Annotated in this window: 16 protein-coding genes; 7 read left to right on the top strand and 9 right to left on the bottom strand. The window is 70.8% G+C overall.

Features of this window, described 5'->3' with window-relative positions; all coding sequences use genetic code 11:
* Window positions 1-6: 6 nt before the first annotated feature.
* From DN051_RS36005 to DN051_RS35985, 5 genes are all read right to left on the bottom strand, one after another.
* Window positions 7-900, bottom strand: a complete 894-nt coding sequence (locus tag DN051_RS36005) for a carbohydrate ABC transporter permease (protein ID WP_079000221.1) — start codon at window positions 898-900, stop codon at window positions 7-9.
* Window position 901: 1 nt separating this feature from the next.
* Window positions 902-1,861, bottom strand: a complete 960-nt coding sequence (locus tag DN051_RS36000) for a carbohydrate ABC transporter permease (RefSeq protein WP_112440849.1) — start codon at window positions 1,859-1,861, stop codon at window positions 902-904.
* 9 nt (window positions 1,862-1,870) lie between these two features.
* Window positions 1,871-3,142: an extracellular solute-binding protein gene (locus DN051_RS35995; protein WP_053756029.1), complete on the bottom strand. Its 1,272-nt coding sequence runs from the start codon at window positions 3,140-3,142 to the stop codon at window positions 1,871-1,873.
* A gap of 100 nt (window positions 3,143-3,242) precedes the next feature.
* Window positions 3,243-4,271 carry a LacI family DNA-binding transcriptional regulator gene (locus DN051_RS35990; protein ID WP_053756030.1) on the bottom strand — a complete coding sequence of 343 codons (1,029 nt, stop codon included), beginning with the start codon at window positions 4,269-4,271 and terminating at the stop codon, window positions 3,243-3,245.
* A gap of 455 nt (window positions 4,272-4,726) precedes the next feature.
* Window positions 4,727-7,141: a SpoIIE family protein phosphatase gene (locus DN051_RS35985; RefSeq protein ID WP_112440847.1), complete on the bottom strand. Its 2,415-nt coding sequence runs from the start codon at window positions 7,139-7,141 to the stop codon at window positions 4,727-4,729.
* A gap of 223 nt (window positions 7,142-7,364) precedes the next feature.
* Here DN051_RS35985 and DN051_RS35980 point away from each other — a divergent pair, with 223 nt between their 5' ends.
* Window positions 7,365-8,651, top strand: a complete 1,287-nt coding sequence (locus DN051_RS35980) for an ATP-binding protein (RefSeq protein ID WP_112442677.1) — start codon at window positions 7,365-7,367, stop codon at window positions 8,649-8,651.
* Window positions 8,652-8,849: 198 nt separating this feature from the next.
* Here the strand turns inward: DN051_RS35980 and DN051_RS35975 are convergent, their stop codons facing one another.
* Complete coding sequence (locus tag DN051_RS35975) at window positions 8,850-9,896, bottom strand: class I SAM-dependent methyltransferase (protein ID WP_112442675.1); 1,047 nt, start codon at window positions 9,894-9,896, stop codon at window positions 8,850-8,852.
* Window positions 9,897-10,047: 151 nt separating this feature from the next.
* On the opposite strand from DN051_RS35975, the gene DN051_RS35970 reads away from it, so the two are divergent.
* Window positions 10,048-12,912 carry an AfsR/SARP family transcriptional regulator gene (locus tag DN051_RS35970; RefSeq protein ID WP_112440844.1) on the top strand — a complete coding sequence of 955 codons (2,865 nt, stop codon included), beginning with the start codon at window positions 10,048-10,050 and terminating at the stop codon, window positions 12,910-12,912.
* A gap of 26 nt (window positions 12,913-12,938) precedes the next feature.
* Here DN051_RS35970 and DN051_RS35965 read toward each other — a convergent pair whose 3' ends face one another.
* Entirely contained in the window at window positions 12,939-13,901 is a 963-nt protein-coding gene (locus tag DN051_RS35965) for an SLAC1 family transporter (protein WP_112440842.1), read from the bottom strand.
* A gap of 385 nt (window positions 13,902-14,286) precedes the next feature.
* On the opposite strand from DN051_RS35965, the gene DN051_RS35960 reads away from it, so the two are divergent.
* From DN051_RS35960 to DN051_RS35945, 4 genes are all read left to right on the top strand, one after another.
* Complete coding sequence (locus DN051_RS35960) at window positions 14,287-15,114, top strand: alpha/beta fold hydrolase (protein WP_053756034.1); 828 nt, start codon at window positions 14,287-14,289, stop codon at window positions 15,112-15,114.
* A 153-nt stretch (window positions 15,115-15,267) separates the two neighbouring features.
* Window positions 15,268-16,233 (top strand): GlxA family transcriptional regulator, encoded by a 966-nt coding sequence (locus DN051_RS35955; protein ID WP_246041160.1) that lies wholly within the window; start codon window positions 15,268-15,270, stop codon window positions 16,231-16,233.
* 99 nt (window positions 16,234-16,332) lie between these two features.
* A complete protein-coding gene (locus tag DN051_RS35950; RefSeq protein WP_112440841.1) occupies window positions 16,333-16,971 on the top strand; it encodes an HD domain-containing protein in 639 nt (212 codons plus the stop codon).
* Window positions 16,972-17,147: 176 nt separating this feature from the next.
* Entirely contained in the window at window positions 17,148-18,350 is a 1,203-nt protein-coding gene (locus DN051_RS35945; protein ID WP_246040706.1) for a PP2C family protein-serine/threonine phosphatase, read from the top strand.
* A 57-nt stretch (window positions 18,351-18,407) separates the two neighbouring features.
* Here DN051_RS35945 and DN051_RS35940 read toward each other — a convergent pair whose 3' ends face one another.
* Window positions 18,408-19,145: an SDR family NAD(P)-dependent oxidoreductase gene (locus DN051_RS35940; RefSeq protein ID WP_199314762.1), complete on the bottom strand. Its 738-nt coding sequence runs from the start codon at window positions 19,143-19,145 to the stop codon at window positions 18,408-18,410.
* A gap of 149 nt (window positions 19,146-19,294) precedes the next feature.
* Between DN051_RS35940 and DN051_RS35935 the strand changes: the two genes are divergently transcribed.
* The gene (locus tag DN051_RS35935; protein WP_246040705.1) at window positions 19,295-19,933 is read left to right on the top strand and encodes a TetR/AcrR family transcriptional regulator; all 639 of its coding nucleotides are present in this window, start codon (window positions 19,295-19,297) and stop codon (window positions 19,931-19,933) included.
* 101 nt (window positions 19,934-20,034) lie between these two features.
* Here DN051_RS35935 and DN051_RS35930 read toward each other — a convergent pair whose 3' ends face one another.
* Window positions 20,035-20,904: a hypothetical protein gene (locus tag DN051_RS35930; RefSeq protein ID WP_112440838.1), complete on the bottom strand. Its 870-nt coding sequence runs from the start codon at window positions 20,902-20,904 to the stop codon at window positions 20,035-20,037.
* Window positions 20,905-20,962 lie beyond the last annotated feature (58 nt).

Genomic DNA, 20,962 nt, shown 5'->3' with positions numbered 1-20,962 from the left:
GGGGATTCAGCCCTTCGTTGCTGAGTCGATGTCGGTGGAGTTGAAACGACTCTGGAAGATGATGTAGAGCGCGACCGCCGGTGCGGCGAGTACGCAGGCGCCGGCGAGGATGGCGCCGAAGGGATTGGCCGCGGCGGCGGCCACGGTGCTGATGTAGTTGGCCAGGGACACGGCCAGCGGCTGCATGTCCTGGTCCTTGGTCACGAGGAACGGCCACAGGAACTCGTTCCACGGCCCGGTGAAGCTGAGCAGCACGACCGACAGCACGGCCGGTTTGCACAGCGGCAGCGCCACGCGGAACAGGATCTGCAACTCGCTCGCGCCGTCCATGCGGGCCGCCTCGAACATGGCGGCCGGCAGTTGCAGGAAGAACTGGCGGAAGATGAAGACCGCGCTCGTGTTGATCGCGAACGGCAGGATCATGCCGAGGTAGGAGTCGGCGAGCCCGTAGTCGCGGACGATGAGCACGTACAGCGGGATCAGCAGCAGTTGGAACGGTACGACCTGGACCAGCAGCACCAGTGCGAAGGTCGAGCCGCGGCCGCGGAACTGCAGCCTGGCCAGTGCGTAGCCTGCGAGCAGACCGAACACGGTGGTGCAGATGATGACACCGCCGGTGAAGATGCCGGAGTTCACCAGCGAACGCCCCAGCGAGATGGCCGAGTCGATCGCCGCGTAGTTGTGCAGGCCCAGGTTCGCCGGGTTCGGGAACGCGCCCGAGGGTCCGGAGTCGGGCTCCTTCTGAAGGGAGCCGATGATCATGTAGTAGAAGGGGAAGAGGAAGGCGAACGCCCCGATGAGCAGGGCGATCCACGACCAGACCGTGCGCGGACGGGCCGGCGGGGGATGTTCGGTGGCGCGGCGCTCGTCCGTGGGACGGGCTGCGACGTCGGTGGTCATCTCAGTCCCTCTCCACGAGCCGGCGGTAGATGAGCGAAATGGCGGTGATCAGTACGACGAGGATCACGCCGATGGCCGCCGCCTCGTCCGGGTGGCCCTGCTGGAGGCCCCGCTGGTACATCAGCAGCACGGGCGAGGTCGTCGCCCCGTCGGGTCCGCCGCCGCTGGTGAGCAGATAGGGCTCGGTGAACAGATTGGCCCCGGTGATGGTGGCCAGGATGAGGACCAGGAGCGTGGCGGGCCGCACCGCGGGAACGGTGATCGAACGGAAGATGCGCAGTCGGCCGGCGCCGTCGAGGGCCGCTGACTCGTACAGCTCGTTGGGCACGTTCTGCAGCGCCGAGAGGTACAGCACCACGAAGAAGCCCAGTTGCTTCCAGGCCACGAAGACCGCCACCACCGGCATCGCCAGGTGGGAGTTGACCAGCCAGGACGGCTCCGGTGCCAGCGGGCCGAGGGCCCGGTTGACCAGTCCGTCGGAGTTGAACAGGAACATCCACACACCGACGACGGCGACGCTCGCCGTGACGTAAGGGATGTAGTACGCCGTGCGGAAGAAGGACCGCAGGGGCAGCTTTCTGTTCAGCGCCGTCGCGAGGACCAGGGAGCCGACCACGGTCAGCGGCACATTGATGACCAGGAAGACGGCGATGTTGTAGAAGGAGCGCCACACATCGGGGTCGGTGAGCACCGATGTGTAGTTGTCCAGCCCCACGAAGGGCCGCTCGACCTCGACGCCGGGGGCGGCGAAGAAGTAGTCGTGGAAGGACATCCACACGGCGAAGCCGAGGGGATACACGAAGATCGCGGCGAGATAGAGCAGGTAGGGCGAGACGAACACCATGCCGATGGGCTGGTGACCGCCGAGCCGCAGACGCCAGGGTTGCCTCGGCTTCTTCGCCCCACCCGCGGTCCCGGCGGTGCGCCGGGACCGGAGGGTCTCAGACTTGATGGAGGACATGACGGGTGCTCACTGGCCTTCCGCGAGCTCGTCCACCTTGGCCGCGGCGTCCTTGAGGGCCGCGTCGAGGTCACCCTTGCCGAAGATCACCGACTTGGTGTAGGCGTCCCGGAACGTCTGCCAGACCTCGACGGAGTTGGGCACGTTGGGTGCCTCGACGGTCTGCTCGGCCTGCTCGGCGAAGACCTCGTAGTCCTTGTGCGAGGCGAAGTAGGAGGGGTAGGCCGCCGTCAGGTCGGTGCGCATCGGCATCTGGCCGGTCGCCTCCAGCAGCTTGCCGTCCTGCTCCTTGCTGGTGGCGAACTTCATGACGTCCCAGGCCGTCCCGCGGTTCTTGCAGGAGGAGTACATGCCTATGGACTTCTCGTCGCTGAACGTCCCCTTGGCGGCCGTGCCGTCGGCGGTGGGCACCGGCACGACGCCCCACTCGACCTTGTCGCCGTAGACGGACACCGCCCACGGGCCCACGGTCGCCATGGCGGCCTTGCCCTCGGCGAACGCGTCGCCGTTGAAGGTCTCCTTGGGCGCCAGGCCCTCGGCGTACATGGTCTTCCACAGCTGCGCGGTCTTGAGGCCGTCGGGCGAGGCGAACTGGGCCTTGCCGTCCTCGACCAGCTGCTTGCCGGTCTGCGCCGCGAACATCGGGTAGTAGTCGAACCAGGACTGGTAGAACTCCGATGTCGGGGCCGGCCAGATCGCCGCCTTCGCGGCCTTGCTCTCGACGAGCTTGCGCGACGTCTCCAGGAACTCGTCGTAGCCGGCCAGCGCGGGCTTCTCCGGGTCCAGCCCGGCCTTCTTGAACAGATCCTTGTTGTAGAAGATCATCACCGGGTTGCTCTTCCACGGCATCTGGTAGTACTTGCCGTCCGGCGACGCGTACTGGGAGAGCTTGCCGCCGACGCGCTCCTGGAGGTACTTCTCGCCGTCGGGGAATTCGTCCAGCGGTACGAGGCCGCCCTGCTTCTGGAACCCAGGCACCGCCGCGGGGGCGGTGTTGAGGACCAGGCACGGCGCGTTGCCCGCGGTGATGGCCGCGCCGATGACCTCCTCGGAGCTCTTGCCCGCGGGGATCTCCTGAGCGGTGATCTTCTCCTTGGGGTGCGCTGCGTTCCACTCCGCCACCATCTTCTTGCCCCACGCGACTTCCTGCGCGTTGTTGGAGTACCAGATGGTGACGGGGCCGCGGGCATCGTTCGATGCGCCGGAGTCCGATCCGCCGCTGCCGCACGCCGAGAGCGTGAGGGCGGCCACCGGCAGCATGACGAGGAGGGCCTTCTTCATTGGAGGTTCCGTTTCTGGCTGGACGAATTACTTGCTGTGCCGCACGGCCGGCGCGTGGCCGCCCCGTCCCGGGGGCGGAGCCGCACCCGCCGTGCGCGGGTCATCTGTCTTCGCGGACCGGCACCGGACCGGTGGAACCGCGCACGACCAGGGCGGCCGACTGCAGCTCCACATCGGCGGTGGTGCCCGTCTCGATCAGCTCCACCAGTGCCTGGGCGGACGCGCGGCCCCAGGAGACCGGGTTCGCACGACAGGTGGTCAGGGGAGGGTTGGTGTACGAGGCGAGCGGGACGTCGTCGAAACCGACCACCGACAGGTCGTCGGGCAGGCGCAGTCCGGCGTCCTGAGCGACCGCCATGCCCGCTGTGGCCGACAGATCGTTGCCGTAGACGATCGCCGTCGGCGGAGTGCGTCGTTCGAGCAGCGTCCGGGTCGCCCGTGCTCCGCCGTCGGCGGTGAACCCGCCCGGCAGAAACGTTCCTTCGGGCAGACCGGCCTCGGCGAGCGCGTCCTCCCAGGCCTGACGGCGGCGCCGGGCGTGCACGAACTCGTCGGGGCCTGCGATGTAGGCGATGTCGCGGTGCCCGAGTTCGATCAGATGCCGCACCGCCTCGCGGACGGCGGGACGGTCGTCGAGGTTGACCGTCGGCAGGCCGACGCCGTCCTCCGGCGCCCCGACGGCCACGGCCGGCAGGCCGAGCTCGGCGACCAGCGCCGGGCGGGGATCGTCGGCGCGGAGATCGGTGAGGAACACGCCGTCGACCCGCCGGTCGGCCGCGAGCCTGCGGTAGGTGTCCTCCTCGCTCCCGGGACGGCTCATCTGCAGCATCAGACCGTCGCCGGTCTCGGAGATGACGGTCTCGACCCCCGCCATGAACGCGGGGAAGAACGGGTCGGTGCCGATCAGTTCGGGTTCGCGGGAGAGGACCAGCCCCACGGCGCGGGCCCGGCCCGTGGACAGCGCGCGGGCGCTGGAGCTCGGGGTCCACCCCAGTTCCTCGGCCGCGGCCCGGACGCGCTGCTGTGTGCTGGACGCCACACCGGGGCGGTTGTTGAGGACGAAGGAAACGGTCGCACGCGAGACCCCGGCCAGCTGCGCCACATCCGCGATGGTGGGACGACGAGGCATACACGTACCGCTTTCTTCCGACGGGAACAGTCCACGGCGGCGTCACGGGGAGGACACCGGGCCGGCGTTTGAACCGGTTTGAATGACTGAACCGTACCTTCCGCTCTCACCTGGAGCGGAGTCAAGCCCCCATGGAAAACTATCCAGTTTGCGGCAGTTTGATGGTCAATGCTCGATTTGCACCGAGTGACATGGGGAAGGTCGGCGGCAACACGATCTCCGACAGAAGGCGGATCACGGCAGCCGTCGATCGAAGATTGGGGACTTTGCGATTGCGATGGAGCGCACAGGCGCCCTGGGCCCCGCGCACTCCGTCGTGAGGGCGCGAAAGCGAGGTCGTGCCGTCCCGTCCCGCACAGCTCCCCGTACGGCCGCGTCAATTTCCGGCCCGGCAGGTCGACCGACGTACCGGCCGACGCGAACAGCCCGACACCCTGTCTCGGTCTGCCTGCCGCTCACATACTGTCGTCGGTGGCCGATCCCGGTGGCAACGGGAGTTCCGCCCAGACGCATTTGCCGGTCGGTGTCCCCCGGGAGCCGTGGCGCGACGCCAGCGCGGCGACGATCGCCAGGCCGCGTCCGCCCTCGTCGCCCGGTCCGGCACTGACCGTCCGCAGCACGTTGAGACTGCTGTCGAAGACCTCGCACACCAGCACCTGGTCGCGGATCAATCGCATCCGCAACGGTCCCGCCGCATGGAGTACGGCGTTCGCCAGCAGCTCGCCGATGATCTGCTCGGCGGCGGGCACCAGCCGTTCCAGACCCCACTCGGCCAGTGCCCGCACGGCTGTCGCGCGGACACCTCCGACCACGGCGGGGTCGGCGTCCAGTTCCCATTCCATGACCTGGTCCGGACCGAGGGATCGGGTCCGAGCGAGCAGCACCACTACGTCGTCGGCCTGCTCACCGGCCGGCACGGTACCGACGGCCGCCGAGCGCAGGTCCTCCAGCGAGGCGCCCGGCCGCTGGGTCAGAGCGCCCCGCAGACGCTCCAGTCCGAAGTCGATGTCATGGTCCCGGGTTTCGACGAGGCCGTCGGTGTACAGGACGAGCGTGCTTCCCTCACTCAGCTCCTGCTCCACGTTCTCGTAGGTCTGCCGGCCCACACCGAGCGGCGCACCCGCGGGAATGTCGAGCAGCGTGACGGCGCCGGAGGCTTCCACGAGCGCGGGCGGCGGGTGGCCGGCCCGTGCTGCGCAGCACCGCCGGCTGACCGGGTCGTAGACGATGTAGAGACACGTGGCCCCGGTGATGGTGGTGGGCATGGCCTTGGATTCGAAGTCCTCGGCCGCGAGGCGGGCGAGCAGGTCGTCGAGGTGGGCCAGCACTTCGGCGGGGGGCAGGTCCAGAGCGGCGAGCGTGAGCGTCGCGGCGCGGATCCGGCCCATACCGGCCGCGGCGCTGATGCCGTGGCCGACGACGTCGCCGACCACCAGGGCGACCCGGGCACCCGACAGTTCGATCACGTCGAACCAGTCGCCGCCGACGCCGCCCCGCCGGTCGGACGGCAGATAGCGCCACACCACGTCCAGCGCGTTCCCGCCGCTCGGATTGCGTGGCAGCAGGTCGCGTTGCAGCGCCAGGGCCGCGGTGTGCTCGCGGGTGTAGCGGCGCGCGTTGTCCAGGCTCAGTGCCGCCCGGCTGACCAGTTCCTCGGCGACCATGCGGTCGTTCTCGTCGAACGGCACCAGGTTCTCCGTGCGCACCAGCACCGCGACGCCCAGGATCTCGCCGCGGGCGTGGATGGGGATGACCAGCAGACTGTGCATACCGAGCGAGATGATCTTCTCGCGCCGGCCCGCGTCGTGGTCCAGCCACGAACCTGGCGAGGTGTCCAGGACGGGCTCCAGATGGGAACGCCCGGTGGCCAGCACCTCCATGAAGGGTGAGTGCGGGGGGACGTAGACCGGATCGCCGCGCGCCCAGATGGATTCCGGGATGCCCTCGCGGATCGACGCCATGCCCCCGCGGTGAAAGGCCGGTACGGCGCCGGAGCCGGTCGTGCCGAGCCGGGCCAGGGGCTCGTCACCGAGTTCGGCCGCGTCCGCGAGGTCGACCGTCACGTAGTCCGCCATCGCCGGCACCAGCACGTCGGCCAGGTCCTGCGCGGTCTGCATGACATCCAGAGTGGTGCCGATGCGGGTGCCCGCCCGGCTCAGCAGGGTGACCCGCTCCCGCGCCCGCCGTGAGCTGGTGACGTCGACGTTCGTGGAACACACCCCGGGCTTGCCGTCCCGTGCGTTCTCCACCGGGAACACCGACAGCGCGTAGGTGCGGCGCCAGCGGCGGTCCCGCTGGTCGAGCTCGCGGTCGATCACCGCGACGCCGCTCTCCAGCACCTGCTGGAACAGCGCCCTGACCTGTTCGGTGTCCGCGTACAGCGGCGACTCCTCCAAGGGCCGGCCCAGGCGCTCCGTCCAGGAGGGCCCGTACGCGCGTGCCAGGGCCGCGTTCAGCCACACCATGCGCAGTTCGGAGTCCCAGACCGCGGTCGGGAAGGGGCTGTTCTCCGCGACCCAGACCGCGGGCGTCGATTCCGCCGCTCCGAGCACCGAGACCAGCCAGTCCACCGTCCCGTCCGGCCCCGGCAGCGCGGTGACCCGCAGACCGGCGTGCACGGTCCGCCCGTCTCGACGGCGCAGGATCGTGCGTCCCGACCACTCCCGGCCGAACCAGCCCGCCGCATCGGTCGGCGAGGCCGCAAGCCGCTCGGCCGGTTGACCGAGCATCTCCTCGGCCCGATGGCCGAGGAGATGCCGGGCGGCGTCCGTCCACCGGGTCACCACCCCGCCCCGACCGACGACCGCCAGCGCCGCCCCGGCGTTGTCGTACGCCGAACCGGCACCGGGTGCGGCGTCGAAACCGGACATTTTCCTACGCTAGTTCTGCCGTCATGCGCCTGCAAAGCGACGCCCGCAGGCGCCGCGGGCCGCACGGGGGTGGGCCCATCGCCCCTCGGCGACAGCCGGTAGCCGGCCGGAAACACCACGATGTCCTGCCTCCACGTCCGCGCCACCCGCGTCACACGCCGCCGAGCGGGTCGGGCCTCGGCAGGGAACAATGAGAGTTTCTGCGCCGGGAGAGGTGGTGGTGATGCCCGCTTGGCATCTGCGCGACTATCACGACGACGATCTTGACCAGGCGATCCAGGTCTGGGACCAGAGCCGCCAGGCCGGGCACGCCGGCCAGGACCCGGTCTTCCCGGTCTCGGAGGTGATCGCCGCGGCGAAGGCGGGGCAGCCCGCGGTCGTCGCGGTCGTCGGTGACGAACTGGTCGGCATGGCCATGGCGCAGGTGCACGGCAAGCGGGGGTGGGTTCTGCTCGTGGCGCTCGCCTCCCGGTGGCGCGATCGCGGGATCGGCAGTGCTCTGCTCATGGAGTTGGAGCGGCGCCTGCGCGCCCTGGGCGTACGGCATGTCAGTGCGCTGCTGCCCGAGGGCGCCGCCGGGGCCAAGGCCCTGGAGAACTCCGGCTACCGATTCCGCGACGACCTGACCTACTACGAGAAGCTCGAACCGCCCGGGTGCGCGAACGCGGACGTACTGACCGCACTGGGCGGGCGCCTGCTGCCCGACGGCCTGTGGGACGCCATGGCCGGCATGAACCGGGAGAAGCAGGTGGTCGAGCGCCGTGTCGTACTGCCGTTGAAGGAACCGTCGCTGGCCGACCGCTACGGAGTCGTCCCGCCCAAGGCGATCATCCTGTTCGGTCCGCCCGGCACCGGGAAGACCAGCTTCGCCAAGGCGGTGGCCTCCCGGCTCGGCTGGCCGTTCGTGGAACTCTTCCCGTCCCGGCTGGCCGCCGACACGAACGAGGGGCTGGCGACAGCGCTGCGGGAGGCTTTCGCGGAACTCGCCGAACTCGACTCGGTGCTGCTCTTCATCGACGAGGTGGAGGAGATCGCCGCCGCGCGGTCGGGCAAGGCGGTCGACCCGGGACACGGGGTGACCAACGAGTTGCTCAAACTCATCCCCGTCTTCCGCGAGCGGGACTCACGGCTGCTGGTCTGCGCCACCAACTCGGTCCGCTCCCTGGACGCGGCCTTCCTGCGACCGGGCCGGTTCGACTACGTCATCCCCATCGGGCCGCCGGACCCGACCGCCCGGTCGGCGATCTGGGCGCGCTACCTCAGGACTGCCACCGATTCGATCGACGTCGACCGACTGGTCGCGGCGAGCGAGCTGTTCACCCCGGCGGACATCGAGTTCGCGGCCCGCAAAGGCGCGCAGGCCGCCTTCGAGCGCGAGGTCACGGACCGCCAGGGCCGACCGGCCGGCACGGATGACTACATGGCCGCCATCGCCGACACCCGGTCCACGCTCACACCCCGGCTGATCGAGGAGTTCACGGAGGACATAGAGAAATACAGCCGGCTGTGAGGGGCCGCCGCCTCCCCGATCCATGGCCGCCGGGCCGCTCGTCACGTCCCCATCAGCCCTCGAGATCCGCCGCCCTGCCCGACGAAGGTCCCGGGAGTCCGGAGCGCGGGCCGTCCTGCACCGGAGCCCCCTGGCTTGGGCGGAGCTCCGGTACCCGACGCGGCACCGCGTCCCCGGATGCGGTCACGGCGGACGCGGTCACGGTCGAATCTCGTAGACCACGTTGAACGCGGTCCGCGCGGCCTCCCGGAAACGGGTGAAGCCCGCCTCCGTGGCGATCTCGCGGACCGCCGCCTCACCTGCCTGCCCGCCGAGGGCGTGACCGCCCTCCTGAGACAGGGCGTTGGGGACGCAGAGGAACGTCGAGCCGCTGTAGTACAGCCGGCCCACCGGGTGGAAGTTCTCCTCGACCCGGTCGGAGGCCGCCGGTTCCACCAGGAGCCAGGTGCCGTCCTCGGCCAGCGCCTCGCGCACCCGGCGGGCAGCGCCCAGCGGATCCCCCATGTCGTGCAGGCAGTCGAACGTGGTCACCAGGTCGTAGTCCGTGCCCGTGAACGTCTGGGCGGTGGCGACCTCGAAGGTGACGCGGTGCGAGAGACCGGCCTCCGCGGCGTTCTTGCGGGCCCGTGTGATCGACTCGGGGTGGTAGTCCGAGCCCACGACGGTCGTCCGCGGATAGGCCTCGGCCAGCAGCACCGACGTCGAGCCGAGCCCGCAGCCGACGTCGGCGACGCGCGCTCCGGCGGTGAGCCTGGCGTCGACCCCGTCCAGTGCCGGGATCCAGTGCGGAACCAGTTCGGCCTCGTAGCCCGGCCGGAAGAACGCGTCGACGCCGACGAACACATCGTCGTGGTGCTCGTGCCAGCCGACGCCCTCGCCGCTGCGGAAGGCCTCCGCGACACGGGGCTCGGCACGCAGCATGCCGAGGGCGAAACGGAAGGCGGCCGCCACGTTCGGCCCGTGCGGGTCGGCCAGGCAGTACGCCTGTTCCTCGGTCAGCGCGAAACGGCCGGTGGCGGGTTCGTACTCGACGTATCCGCCGGCCGCCTGGCCACGCAGCCACTCGGTGAGATACCGCGGGTGACAGCCGGTGCGGTCGGCGAACTCCTCGGGGGTCGCGGGACCCTCGGCGAGTGAGCGGTACAGGCCCAGCCGGTGGCCGATCGCCACGGAGCCGGCGGCCTCGGTCGCCGCCAGGTCGGTCACGAAGCGGTTCAGGAACTCGTTCACCTTGTCGTGGTCCATCTTCCCTGCCTCCTTGCCCTCGGACCGGTTCGCGCCGGTCACAGCAGCAACACTCGGCAGGCGCCCTGTCACGGGCCTCGCACCGACTATCGTCGTACTAACACTCCCGATGTGCCGCGAATCAGCCGATACGTCGAATGCGGGAGGATTCATGACCGACGGCCCGCTGCCGGCGTCCCTACGGGTGGAGGTGCTGGGGCCGTTGCGCCTCCTTGTCTGCGGCGCTCCCGTGGACGTGCCCGGCGGCCGGCGGCGTGCGGTGCTCGCCCTGCTCGCACTCGCGGAAGGGCGGATCGTGACCGTCGACCGGCTGGTGGACGCACTGTGGCCGTCAGGGGTGCCCGCATCCGGGCGGCAGGCCCTGCACAACCACGTGTCCCGGCTCCGTGGCCACCTCGGTCCCGCGGCGAGCCGGCTCCAGCGCCACCACGACGGCTACCGGCTCGGCCTCGAACGCGACGAGCTGGACCTGGCACAGGCCCGGGCACTGCTCGCACTGGCCCAGGCGTCCGCGGAGCGGAATCCCGGCGGGGCGTTCCTGCTGCTTCGAGAGGCGCACGCCCTGTGGCGCGGACCCCTGCTCGCCGACCTCACCGACGTGGAGCCCGTCGCCGCCGCCGTCGAGGAGTGCGAGCAGTTGGGGCGCGAGGTCACCGACGCCCTGATCGCCACCGCCGTGAGCGCGGGACGAGCCGAGGAGGTCGTGGGTCCGGCCGCCGCGTCGGCGGCGGCCGATCCGCTGCGGGAACCCGCCGTACTGCTGTACATGCGGGCGCTCGCGGCGACCGGGGAGGCGCCGCGGGCCCTGCGTGCGGGGCGGGAGTACCGGCGCCGGCTGGTCGAGGAGACGGGCCTCGACCCGTCGCCCGCACTGGACGACCTGGAGAAGGACATCGTCGGCGTCGGCAGCGCACCCGTGTCCGCCCCGCCCGTCACCGTGCTGATCGGCCGGGAGCCCGAGGTGGCCGCCCTGCACCGGCTGCTGGCGACGGAGCGCCTGGTCACGCTGGTGGGGCCGGGCGGAGTCGGAAAGACCCGGGTCGCCGTGGAGGTCGCGCGGCAGAGCAGCACGGCGACGGTCCTGGCACTGGCACCCGTCACCGATCCCGCGGCCATCGCGCACGCGCTGGCTGCGGCCCTGCACCTGAACGTCGACCGCGGCGACGTCCTCACGGCCTGCGTCTCGGTGCTGGGCGAACGCACCGGTCTGCTGGTGATCGACAACTGCGAGCACCTGCTCGACGGGGTCCGGGACACGGTGGACGAGATCCTGTCCTGTTGCCCCGGCACGACCGTGCTGGCCACCAGCCGTGAACCACTGAGTCTGGCCCCGGAGCACGTACGGCGCCTGACGCCGCTCGGGCTGCCCCGGCCGGGCCGGGATCCCGCGCAGGCCCCCTCCGTGGCGCTCTTTCTGGAGCGGGCCCGGCGGGTCCGCCCCGGCCCGCACCCCACCGCGCGGGAGCTGCGCACCATCGCTGACATCGTGCGGCGCGTCGACGGGATGCCCCTGGCCATCGAGCTGGCCGCCGGACGTCTGTCCACCTTCTCCCTGGACGATCTCAGCGGGCGTCTGGACCGCTCCCTCGACCTGCTCGGCGGCGGCAGCACCAGTGCGGAGTGCCGGCACCGGACGCTGCGCGCCACCGTCGAGTGGTCCTACCGCCTCCTCGCACAGGACGAGCGGCGGCTGTTCCGGCACCTGTCGGTGTTCACCGACGGGGTGGACCTCGACACCGCCGAGCGTGTCGCCACCGAACTGGACCTCACGGGCGACCCCGGCAGCGCCTTGGCCCGTCTCGTGGACGCGTCCATGATCAACGCGGCCTTCGACGGGACCACCCGCTACCGCATGCTCGAGACGCTGCGGGCGTTCGGTCTGGACCGACTCGCCGCCGACGGCGAGGACCGGGCGGCGGCCGAGCGGATGGCGCGTTGGGCCGTCGAACTCACGGCCCGGTTCCACGCCGCCACGCAAACCCGGCGGGAGGCCGACGCCGACGCCGAGCTGCGCCGTGAACTGCCGAACCTGCGGACCGCGTGGCGGCTGATCCGGGACAGCGGGTCGCTGGACGACGCCGTGGCGATGGTCGTCGCCCTGTACGACGCGATCGCCTACCGCGACCTCGTGGAGATCCGTAACTGGGCGGAGGAACTCGCCGACGATCCCGCCCTCGACGGCCACCCGCATGCGGGTCTCGTCCTCGGTGCCGCAGCCGAGGCGGTCTACCACCGGGGCGACTACGTCCGTGCGGAGCGGCTCGCCCGCGCCGGGCTGAAGAAGGGGGTCGAGGGCGAGGGGGCCGAGGGGGCCGAGGGGGCCGAGGGCAGGACACCGTGGCAGTGTCTGATGGTGCTGTCGGTGGCCGAACTGGCGCGCGGCGCCCACGACGCCGTGGTGCGGCACTCGCTGGCCGCCGCCGAACTGGCCGGCCCGCACCGCGAGAGCCTTGGCATCGCCGCCCTCGCGACGGCCTACGCCGGTGACCCGGACGCCGCGCGCGCCCTCAACGACCGGGGGCGCGCCCACGCGGTGTCGCCATCGATGCGGGCCTGGGGGTCCTACGTGGCCGGAGAGATCGAGAACCTGGCAGGTCACGGTGAACTCGCCGAACGGCACTACGTCGAGGCCGTCGACCTGGCCCGCTCCGGGGGCGCGACGTTCCTCGTCGGCGTCGCCACCGTCGGGCTGCTGTCGGTGCGTGCGGCGCAGGGCCGCATCCACGAGGCTCTGGAGGGCTACCGCGACGTCGTCGGGTACTTCGCCCGCACCGGCAACTGGACCCATCTGTGGACGACCCTGCGCAACCTCGCCGAGCTGCTGCGCCGCCTCGGCGACGACGAGACGGCGGCGTCGATCGACGCCGCGGCCGACCAGGCTCCCGACGCGCCCGCGGCCGCCGGCTCCGCGCCTGCCACGGCACGCCGACCGGTTCCGGGCCGGACGGCCGTGCTCGACGCCGCCCGGCAGGCCATCGAGCGGAACCTCGGCCCCGAGCGCCGGAACACCCGGTGACGGAAGCGGTCAGGGGCGCCTGTCGCTCAACTTCGTCCGGACGGGACGAGACTGCGCACGGTCGCGGCGGCGATGGCCAGCACGACGACCGTCGCGAGGCTCAGGAGGCCCCAGGCGATCTCCCGCCGGCCGCCGAAGTCCGACATGCCGAGCCAGTGCAGCCCGTAGGTGGTCGACGCCGACACCGGGAACGTGAAATTCCAGAAGTTGAGGCCGAACGGCAGCTTCACATATCGCCTGAGCAGGGCGATCTGGATGAGCACCATCATGACGAAGATGCCGAAGAAGGCCAGTTGCAGCGGTCCGATCGTTCCGGGGTACGCCGCGAAGGACGCGATTCCGCCCGTCGCAGGCGGGGCCAGCAGGACCGAGAGCGACGGTGTGGCCGAGAGCGGAAGCGGGCCACCGGTGATGAGCCGAGCGGTGATGACTCCTCCGATGACGACCCAGAAGAAGATCCCCACGCCCTGTGCCGCCCGGGCCGCGGAGACCGCGTGCACGCTGGACAGGCCGATGCTGGCGATGAACGGCCCGGCCACCAGCGGCAGTGTGTAGCCGGGGTGCAGCTGGGCGAAGCTGAGGTGCCCGGTCAGCCAGTGGGCGAACAACTGGGCCGCCACCACCCCGAGCGCGGCCACGAGGAACCAGCAGATCGCACCGGCGAGCTCGCGGGGCAGGTACTGGCCGAAATGCGCGATCAGCAGAATCCCGATGACCGGCAGGAACGCCGCCCCGGCTCCGGAGACCGGACTCTCCCGGTCCTCCCGGAAGGTCGCGACGTTCCGCACCCGCTCAGCGATGTACACCAAGGAGAACATCAACCAGAGAATTCCGGAAACGGTGTAGAAAATGCCGGAGACCCATCGGGGCGCGTCCAGGAAGATGCTTGCCGCATTCCAGGAACCCCCTATTCCTGCGAATCCCAGCGGAATAGCGAAATGGGAGAGCTCGACCAGCCGATTCCTAGATTTCTGAGCGGTCGGACGCATGACGCCTGTCCCTGAATCAGCGAATGATGGCATATTCTGGTCAGGAGATTCCGGTACTCACCGAGGCCGATTCCGGAAAACCCGGTCCGCCCGTCCCGCCCGCCTGGGGCGGCAGATCACAAGAGTTCAGCAATGATACTAGTGCCCTGCTGCTCCCGCACTTCCTGAACGGATTCCGCACTCCGGTCCGCCGCCGTGACGACCCGAGCGGCTGAAGTCCGGGCAATCGGGTACGGTGAAAAACACGACGAGGTCATTCAGGTCGCCTTTGCTGCCAGCCACCGCGTCGTCTCTCGAGGTGTCCGCCGTTGAGTCCCGGCGCGATCGCACGTCACCGAAACAACCCCCAATCTGAATTTCGGCGTCCGCGTGAAAGGAAGCCACCATGCCCTTCGCCACCGCCAAGGACGGCACACAGATCTTCTACAAGGACTGGGGGACGGGCCAGCCGGTCGTCTTCTCCCACGGCTGGCCGCTCACCGCTGACGCGTGGGACCCGCAGCTGAAGCTGATGGCGGACAACGGATTCCGTGCCGTCGCCCACGACCGGCGCGGGGGCGGACGCTCCGGCCAGACCTGGGACGGGAACGACCTGGACACCTACGCCGACGACCTGGCGGCCGTCATCGAGGCCCTCGACCTGCGTGACGCCATCCTGGTCGGCCACTCCACCGGCGGCGGCGAGGTGGCCCGCTACATCGGCCGGCACGGTACCGGTCGAGTGGCCAAGGCCGTGCTCCTCTCCGCGATCCCCCCGCTGATGCTCAAGACGAAGTCCAACCCCGAGGGCCTCCCGGTCGAGGTCTTCGACGAGATCCGGCAAGGCGTGCTGACGGACCGGTCGCAGTTCTACCAGGACCTCAGCGCGTCCTTCTACGGAGACAACCGCGAGGGTTCCACCGTCTCGAAGGGCACCCGCGACGAGTTCTGGCTCTGGTCGATGACGGTCGGGATCAAGGGAGCGTACGACTGCATCAAGGCGTTCTCCGAGACCGACACCACCGAGGACCTCAAGAAGTTCGACGTGCCCACCCTGATCGTGCACGGCGACGACGATCAGATCGTGCCGATCGTGGCGGCCGGCGAGAAGTCCTCCAAGCTGGTCAAGGACTCGATCTTCAAGGTCTACCCCGGCGCCCCGCACGGACTGTCGATGGTGCCCAAGTTCGCGGAGACGTTCAACGCCGACCTCCTCGAATTCGCCCGCAGCTGATCCCGCGGTCCACTCGCCGGTACGCGCGCGGTTCGCCGGCCGGACGGTTCGCCGGCCCCGCCCCGAGGGACGTACGCTCACGACCGGCGGGTGGACAGGGAGAGGCGAGTGGCACCCAAGACACACCACGTGGGCATTCTCGTGTTCGACGACATGAAGATGCTCGACGTGTCCGGGCCGGCGGAGGTCTTCAGCGAAGCCGGTCGCTTCGGAGCGGAGTACCGGCTCACCATCGTCTCGGTGAGCGGTGAGCCGGTTCGCACCTCCATCGGCCTGCGTGTGCCGGCGGACGCCGCCGCCGAGTCGGCTCCGCCGTTCGACACCGTGCTGGTTCCGGGCGGTGATCTGCTGCCGGGCACCCCCATCGACCCGGACCTCACCGCGGCCGCGCGGAGGCTCGCCGAGCGGGCCGGACGCATCGCGTCGATCTGCACCGGGGCGTTCATCCTGGCGGCGGCGGGCCTGCTGGAGGAGAAGCGGGCGACGACGCACTGGCAGCACACGACGCTGCTGGCGCGCAGCTATCCCTCCCTGCGGGTGGAGCCCGACGCCATCTACGTCAAGGACGGAACGACGTACACCTCGGCCGGCGTCACGGCCGGTATCGACCTCGCGCTCGCCCTGGTGGAGGAGGACCACGGCCCGGACCTGACCCGCGACGTGGCCCGGTCGCTGGTGGTGTACATGCAGCGGGCCGGCGGGCAGTCCCAGTTCTCCGCCTCGCTGCAGGGCCCGGCCCCCCGGACCCCCGTGCTGCGGCTCATCCAGGACATGGTGCAGGCCGACCCGGCCGCGGACCACAGCCTGGACAGGCTCGCCGAACGGGTCCGGGTCAGTCCGCGTCATCTGACGCGTATGTTCCGCTCCGAGCTGGACACCACGCCGATGAAGTACGTGGAACTGATCCGCTTCGACATGGCCAAGGCGCTGCTGGACGCCGGGCACAGCGCCACCGAGGCCGCCACCCTGTCGGGTTTCCCGAGCTACGAGAGCCTGCGGCGCACCTTCGCCCGCCATCTGGGCGTGTCACCGACCCGCTATCGGCACCGCTTCACCACCACACGGCCGGCTGTCGACGCCACGAGGCCCGCTCTCCCCGATGTCCCGGGGAACCGATGACCGTTTTCGAGGACTTGTCGGCCGTCCGGTAGCGGACGCGGCCGCCCGGCCGGAGGGACGGTGGAAGCACATCGCACACCACCCTTCGAGGAGGCCGCCATGGCAGAGAAGATCGCCGGCGTCGAGATCCCGGACAGCAAGCTCGTCCACGACGCCACCGAGCTGATCCGCGACACCACACCCCCGCTGATCTTCCACCACTCCCGGCGGGTCTACCTCTTCGGCAGCCTCCAGGCCCGGGTGCGGGGGATCCGGCCCGACCCGGAGCTGCTGTACGTGGCGGCGCTGTTCCACGACACGGGCCTGGTGCCGCCCTACCGCAGCGACGACCAGCGGTTCGAGATGGACGGCGCGGACCAGGCGCGGGCGTTCCTGCGCAGCCATGACGTGATGAACGGTGACGCGGAGACGGTGTGGACGGCCATCGCGCTGCACACCACGCCGGAGGTGCCGTACAAGCTGGCGCCGGAGATCGCGGCCACCACCGCGGGCGTCGAGACCGATGTGCTCGGCCTCCATCTGGCCGACCTCAGCCGGGCCGAGATCGACGAGGTCACCGCGGCGCACCCCCGCCCGAACTTCAAGGAGCAGATCCTCCAGGCGTTCACGGACGGCTTCAGGCACCGCCCGGACACCACGTTCGGCACGGTCAACGCGGATGTGCTGGAACACTTCGTGCCCGGCTTCCGCCGCGTCGACTTCGTCGACGTCATCCAGAACTCGGCCTGGCCCGAGTAGTTCGCACGCCGCCCGGCCCCGGCGGAGTTCGGCCACCCGGCTGAGGACGCCGTGTGCGGCACGCGCCGATCGACGGATCGGCGCGGTCCTCGGCCGGTCGGCCGCAACGGGCGATCGGGGACGAGCCGGTCCGAGGGTCACCCGGACCGGCTCGGACGAGGAGGAGGAGGTCCACGGTGGACACGCTGACCCGGCGAGATGCGGTCGGTATCACCTCGGGAGCGGGAGCAACGGGTCGGCTGTCGGCCGCCGTTCGACCGCAGAAGGCCGTCGGTGCCGACTCGGCCGCGTCCCGGCGACCCGGGTCCGCGACCGCTGCCGCCGTCCCGGTCGTACTCGTCCTCGTCCTCGTCCTGACGACGGTCGGTCTCATCGTGCCGACCGATGTGCATCTGGCGTCCCTGTTCATCGCGGCACCGGCGCTGATGGCGGCGTACTCCACGGCGCTCGCCACCGGGAACATCGCCGCCCTGTCCCTCGTGGCCGCGTTGGTCTGCGACATCCGCGACGGGCTGCTCGGCTCACCCGTCCTCGTCTTCCACGTTGCCTCGCTGCTGGTGGTCTCCCTGCTGCTCATCGCCTTCTGCCGGTCCCGGGAGCGCAGTCACCAGGAGACGAGCCGGCTGCGAGCAATCTCCCAAGCGGCGCAACACGTCGTACTCCGGCCGCTCCCCGACCGCATCGGGGACCTGAGCATCGCCTCCCTCTACCAGGCGGCCGACCCGCTGGCCGAGGTCGGAGGCGATCTCTACGCGGCGGCCGGCACCCCGTACGGCACCCGGTTTCTCATCGGTGACGTCAAGGGCAAGGGTCTTGCGGCGCTGGACGACACGGCGGCGGTGCTCGGCGCGTTCCGTGAGGCGGCACACCAGTACGCCACCCTGCCCGAGTTGGCCGCGGCACTCGAGGTGAGCGTCCGGCGCCATGTGGCCGAGGCCGCGCACACCGACGCGGACGCGGCGGAGCGCTTCATCACGGCCCTGCTCGTCGAGTTCCCGGCCGAGGGAGGCGTCCTGCGGACCGTCAGTTGCGGACACCCCATGCCGCTGGTCGTACGCGACCACCGTGTGACCGCGCTGAAGGGGAGAATGCCCGCACCGCCGCTCGGCCTGGCCGGAGCCGACCCCGCGGCGTACCGACAGGACACGTTCCGGTACGCGCCGGGCGACGCGTTCGTGCTCTACACCGACGGTCTCGCCGAGGCCAGGGACCGCACCGGAGCCTTCTACTCGGTCACCGGACGCGACATCGCCCGGGGCACGGCCGGTGATCCGCAGGCCTTGCTCCAGCAGCTCCAGGACGGCCTGCTCCGCCACACACGGGGCCGCCTGAACGACGACGTGGCGCTCGTGGCCGTTCAGAGCGCCGCGGCCCGATGACGTGGTGACGCCGGCCGCCGTCGGGTGTGCGGGCCCGGCGGCGGGCCCGCACCGGGGTCAGCGGGTCTGGTCCGTCGGCCGGATCAGGATCTCGTTGACCGCGACGTGCTCGGGCTGGGTGAGCGCGTACACGACGGCACCGGCGATGTCCTCGGGCTGGAGGGTCCGCATGGACTCGGCCATGTTCTTGGCCATGGTCTGAATCGCGGGGTCGGTGATGTGGCTGGTCAGCTCGGTCGAGACGAATCCGGGCTCCACGACGACGACCCGCACGCCCTCCGCGGTGACCTCCTGGCGCAGCGCCTCCGCGAAGGCGTTGATCCCGGACTTCGTGGCCGCGTACACACCGCTCGCGGCCGACGAGATACGTCCCGAGGTGGACGAGATCTGCACGACGGCGCCCTTGGAGCGAAGCAGGTGCGGCAGGGCGGCGTGGACCGCATACATCGATCCGAGCAGATTCGTCTCGACCATGCGCGTCCACTCCGCGGTGTCCGCGTTCAGGATCATGCCGCTGAGCATGACGCCCGCGTTGTTCACCAGCGCGTCGAGGGCGCCGAAACGGTCGACGGTCGCCTCGACGGCGTCCCGCACCGACTGCTGGTCGGTGACGTCCACCTCCAGGACGAGGATCTCGCCGGGCGCCTCCTGGGCCAGCTCCTTGAGCCGGTCGGCCCGGCGAGCCCCGACGGCCACGCGGGCCCCCGCCTTCGACAGCGCGAGCGCCGTGGCCCGGCCGATGCCGGAGGACGCTCCGGTGACCAGGACGACCTTTCCTTCAAGTGTGTTGTTCACGTGTTCTCCCAGGGATGCATGGTGAGGGGCAGGCCTGATGCCTGACGGCCGGCGCGCCATAAGATGACCGCCGGGTCATGTTGAGCGTAACACCTAACCTGACCCGCCGGTCACGTTGCTGGTAGGCTCTTCGCCGTGAGGAGGCGCGCATGATCGAGAAGGCAGCCGCTCCCGCCCCGAGGGCGGACATGGTGCGCAACCGGCGCCTGCTGCTCACCGCGGCGACCGAGGCGTTCGCCGAGCGCGGGGTGGAGGTGTCGATGGGCGAGATCGCCCAACGCGCCGGTGTGGCCAAGGGCACGGTGTTCCGGCACTTCGCGTCGAAGGACGACCTCCTCGCGGCGATCATGCTCCAACTGCTCGACCGGCTCCTGGGGACCGCGGACCGCCTTCAGGAGGCCGACGACGCGGGTGAGGCACTACGGGAGTTCATGACGGCAGGTGTCGAGGCGCTCGCCACCGACCGCGCCTTCTGCGAAGTGATCGGAAGGCCGTCGCTGCAACATGCCGAGGTGCGGGACGCGATCGCCCGCCTCAGCGACATCGCCGAGACGCTCACCGCACGGGCGCGCGAGCAGGGCGCCGTCCGCAGCGACATCACGGGCACGGACATCGTGCTGCTGCTCGGCGGCATCCACCAGACTGCCGAGCCCCTGCTCGCCTCGCACCCGCAGGTATGGCGCCGCTATCTCCAGCTCACCTTCGACGGGCTGCGCACCCCCGACCCCCACCCGCTGCCGCACCAGCCGCCCAGCCGTCTGAACCTCACGGATCCCGGCCTCGGCTGACACCGGTACCGCACCCGAAGGCCCGCCCTCGCACCGCCGGGCCGGGCTCGCGCGCCCGGCCTGCCCCTCTGCCGTACGGGGCCGGTGCCACCGCGTCCCGGTCAGGCGCGGCGCCGCAGACCGAACGTCCAGGTGTCCACCGTGTACCGGGTCGGCTCGTCGGCGTCCCGTTCCCTGACGACCACGGCGATCCGGTCGCCGTCCCGGCGCAGCGCCCGGACCGTCCGCGCGTCCACCTTCTTGTCGGCCGGGGCGAGTTCGGCGAGGACTGCGCTGTCCAGGCCGCGGCCGACCGCGCGGAGCGCCCAGCGGTCGAGGACCAGGATCGTGCCGTCGCCGAGGACCAGCGGCTCGGGCGGCTGCGGATCGGACAGGCGCGGGCCCCGTTCCACCACACCGCCGGGCAGCAGCCGCACGACCCGGCCGTCGGTCGGAATACTGCGGTCGGCCTCGACGACCCGCAGGCCGGTGCCGACGACGTAGTGGCCGTACGAGCGCCACGAGTCGGTCAGAGTGCCGTCGCGGTCGTACTCCCAGGTGTCGAAGACGTCGTAGCCCTCCAGCCCGAGGACGAAGCGGCCGCCTCCCCGGGCCGCGGCGCGCCGCCCGCGCAACTCGGCGACCAGCCGCCCGTCCGCCAGGTCGAGCAGCAGCGCCGGGCCGAGAAGGCCCCAGGGCGTGTACTCCAGGGAGTCCGTGGTGACCAGCACTCGGTCGCCGGACACATGGGCCGCGTTGGGCCGCCCGGCGCAGCGGTGCGTCCAGCGGGTGCGGCCGGCCGAGTCGACGCAGCCGACCGACCCGATCCCGCCATGGATGCGCAGCTCGCCCCGGCGTGCCAGCAACTCCCGCGCGGACCCGGACCGCCCGTCCGGTGACGGCCCCACCGTGCGCCGGTGGTCCACCAGTTCCGCACGCCATGCGGCGGCGCTGTCGCCCGCCGCTCCCCCACTCGACTCGGCCCTCGGCATGCCGGTGATCGTACGTCCGCGGTGCGGGTTCGCACGAGCCGCGATGCGTGACTCCCGC

The organism is Streptomyces cadmiisoli, assembly GCF_003261055.1.
Lineage (GTDB): Bacteria > Actinomycetota > Actinomycetes > Streptomycetales > Streptomycetaceae > Streptomyces > Streptomyces cadmiisoli.
The sequence above is the reverse complement of the archived record's forward strand: the minus strand, read 5'-3'. Positions and strand labels throughout refer to the sequence as shown.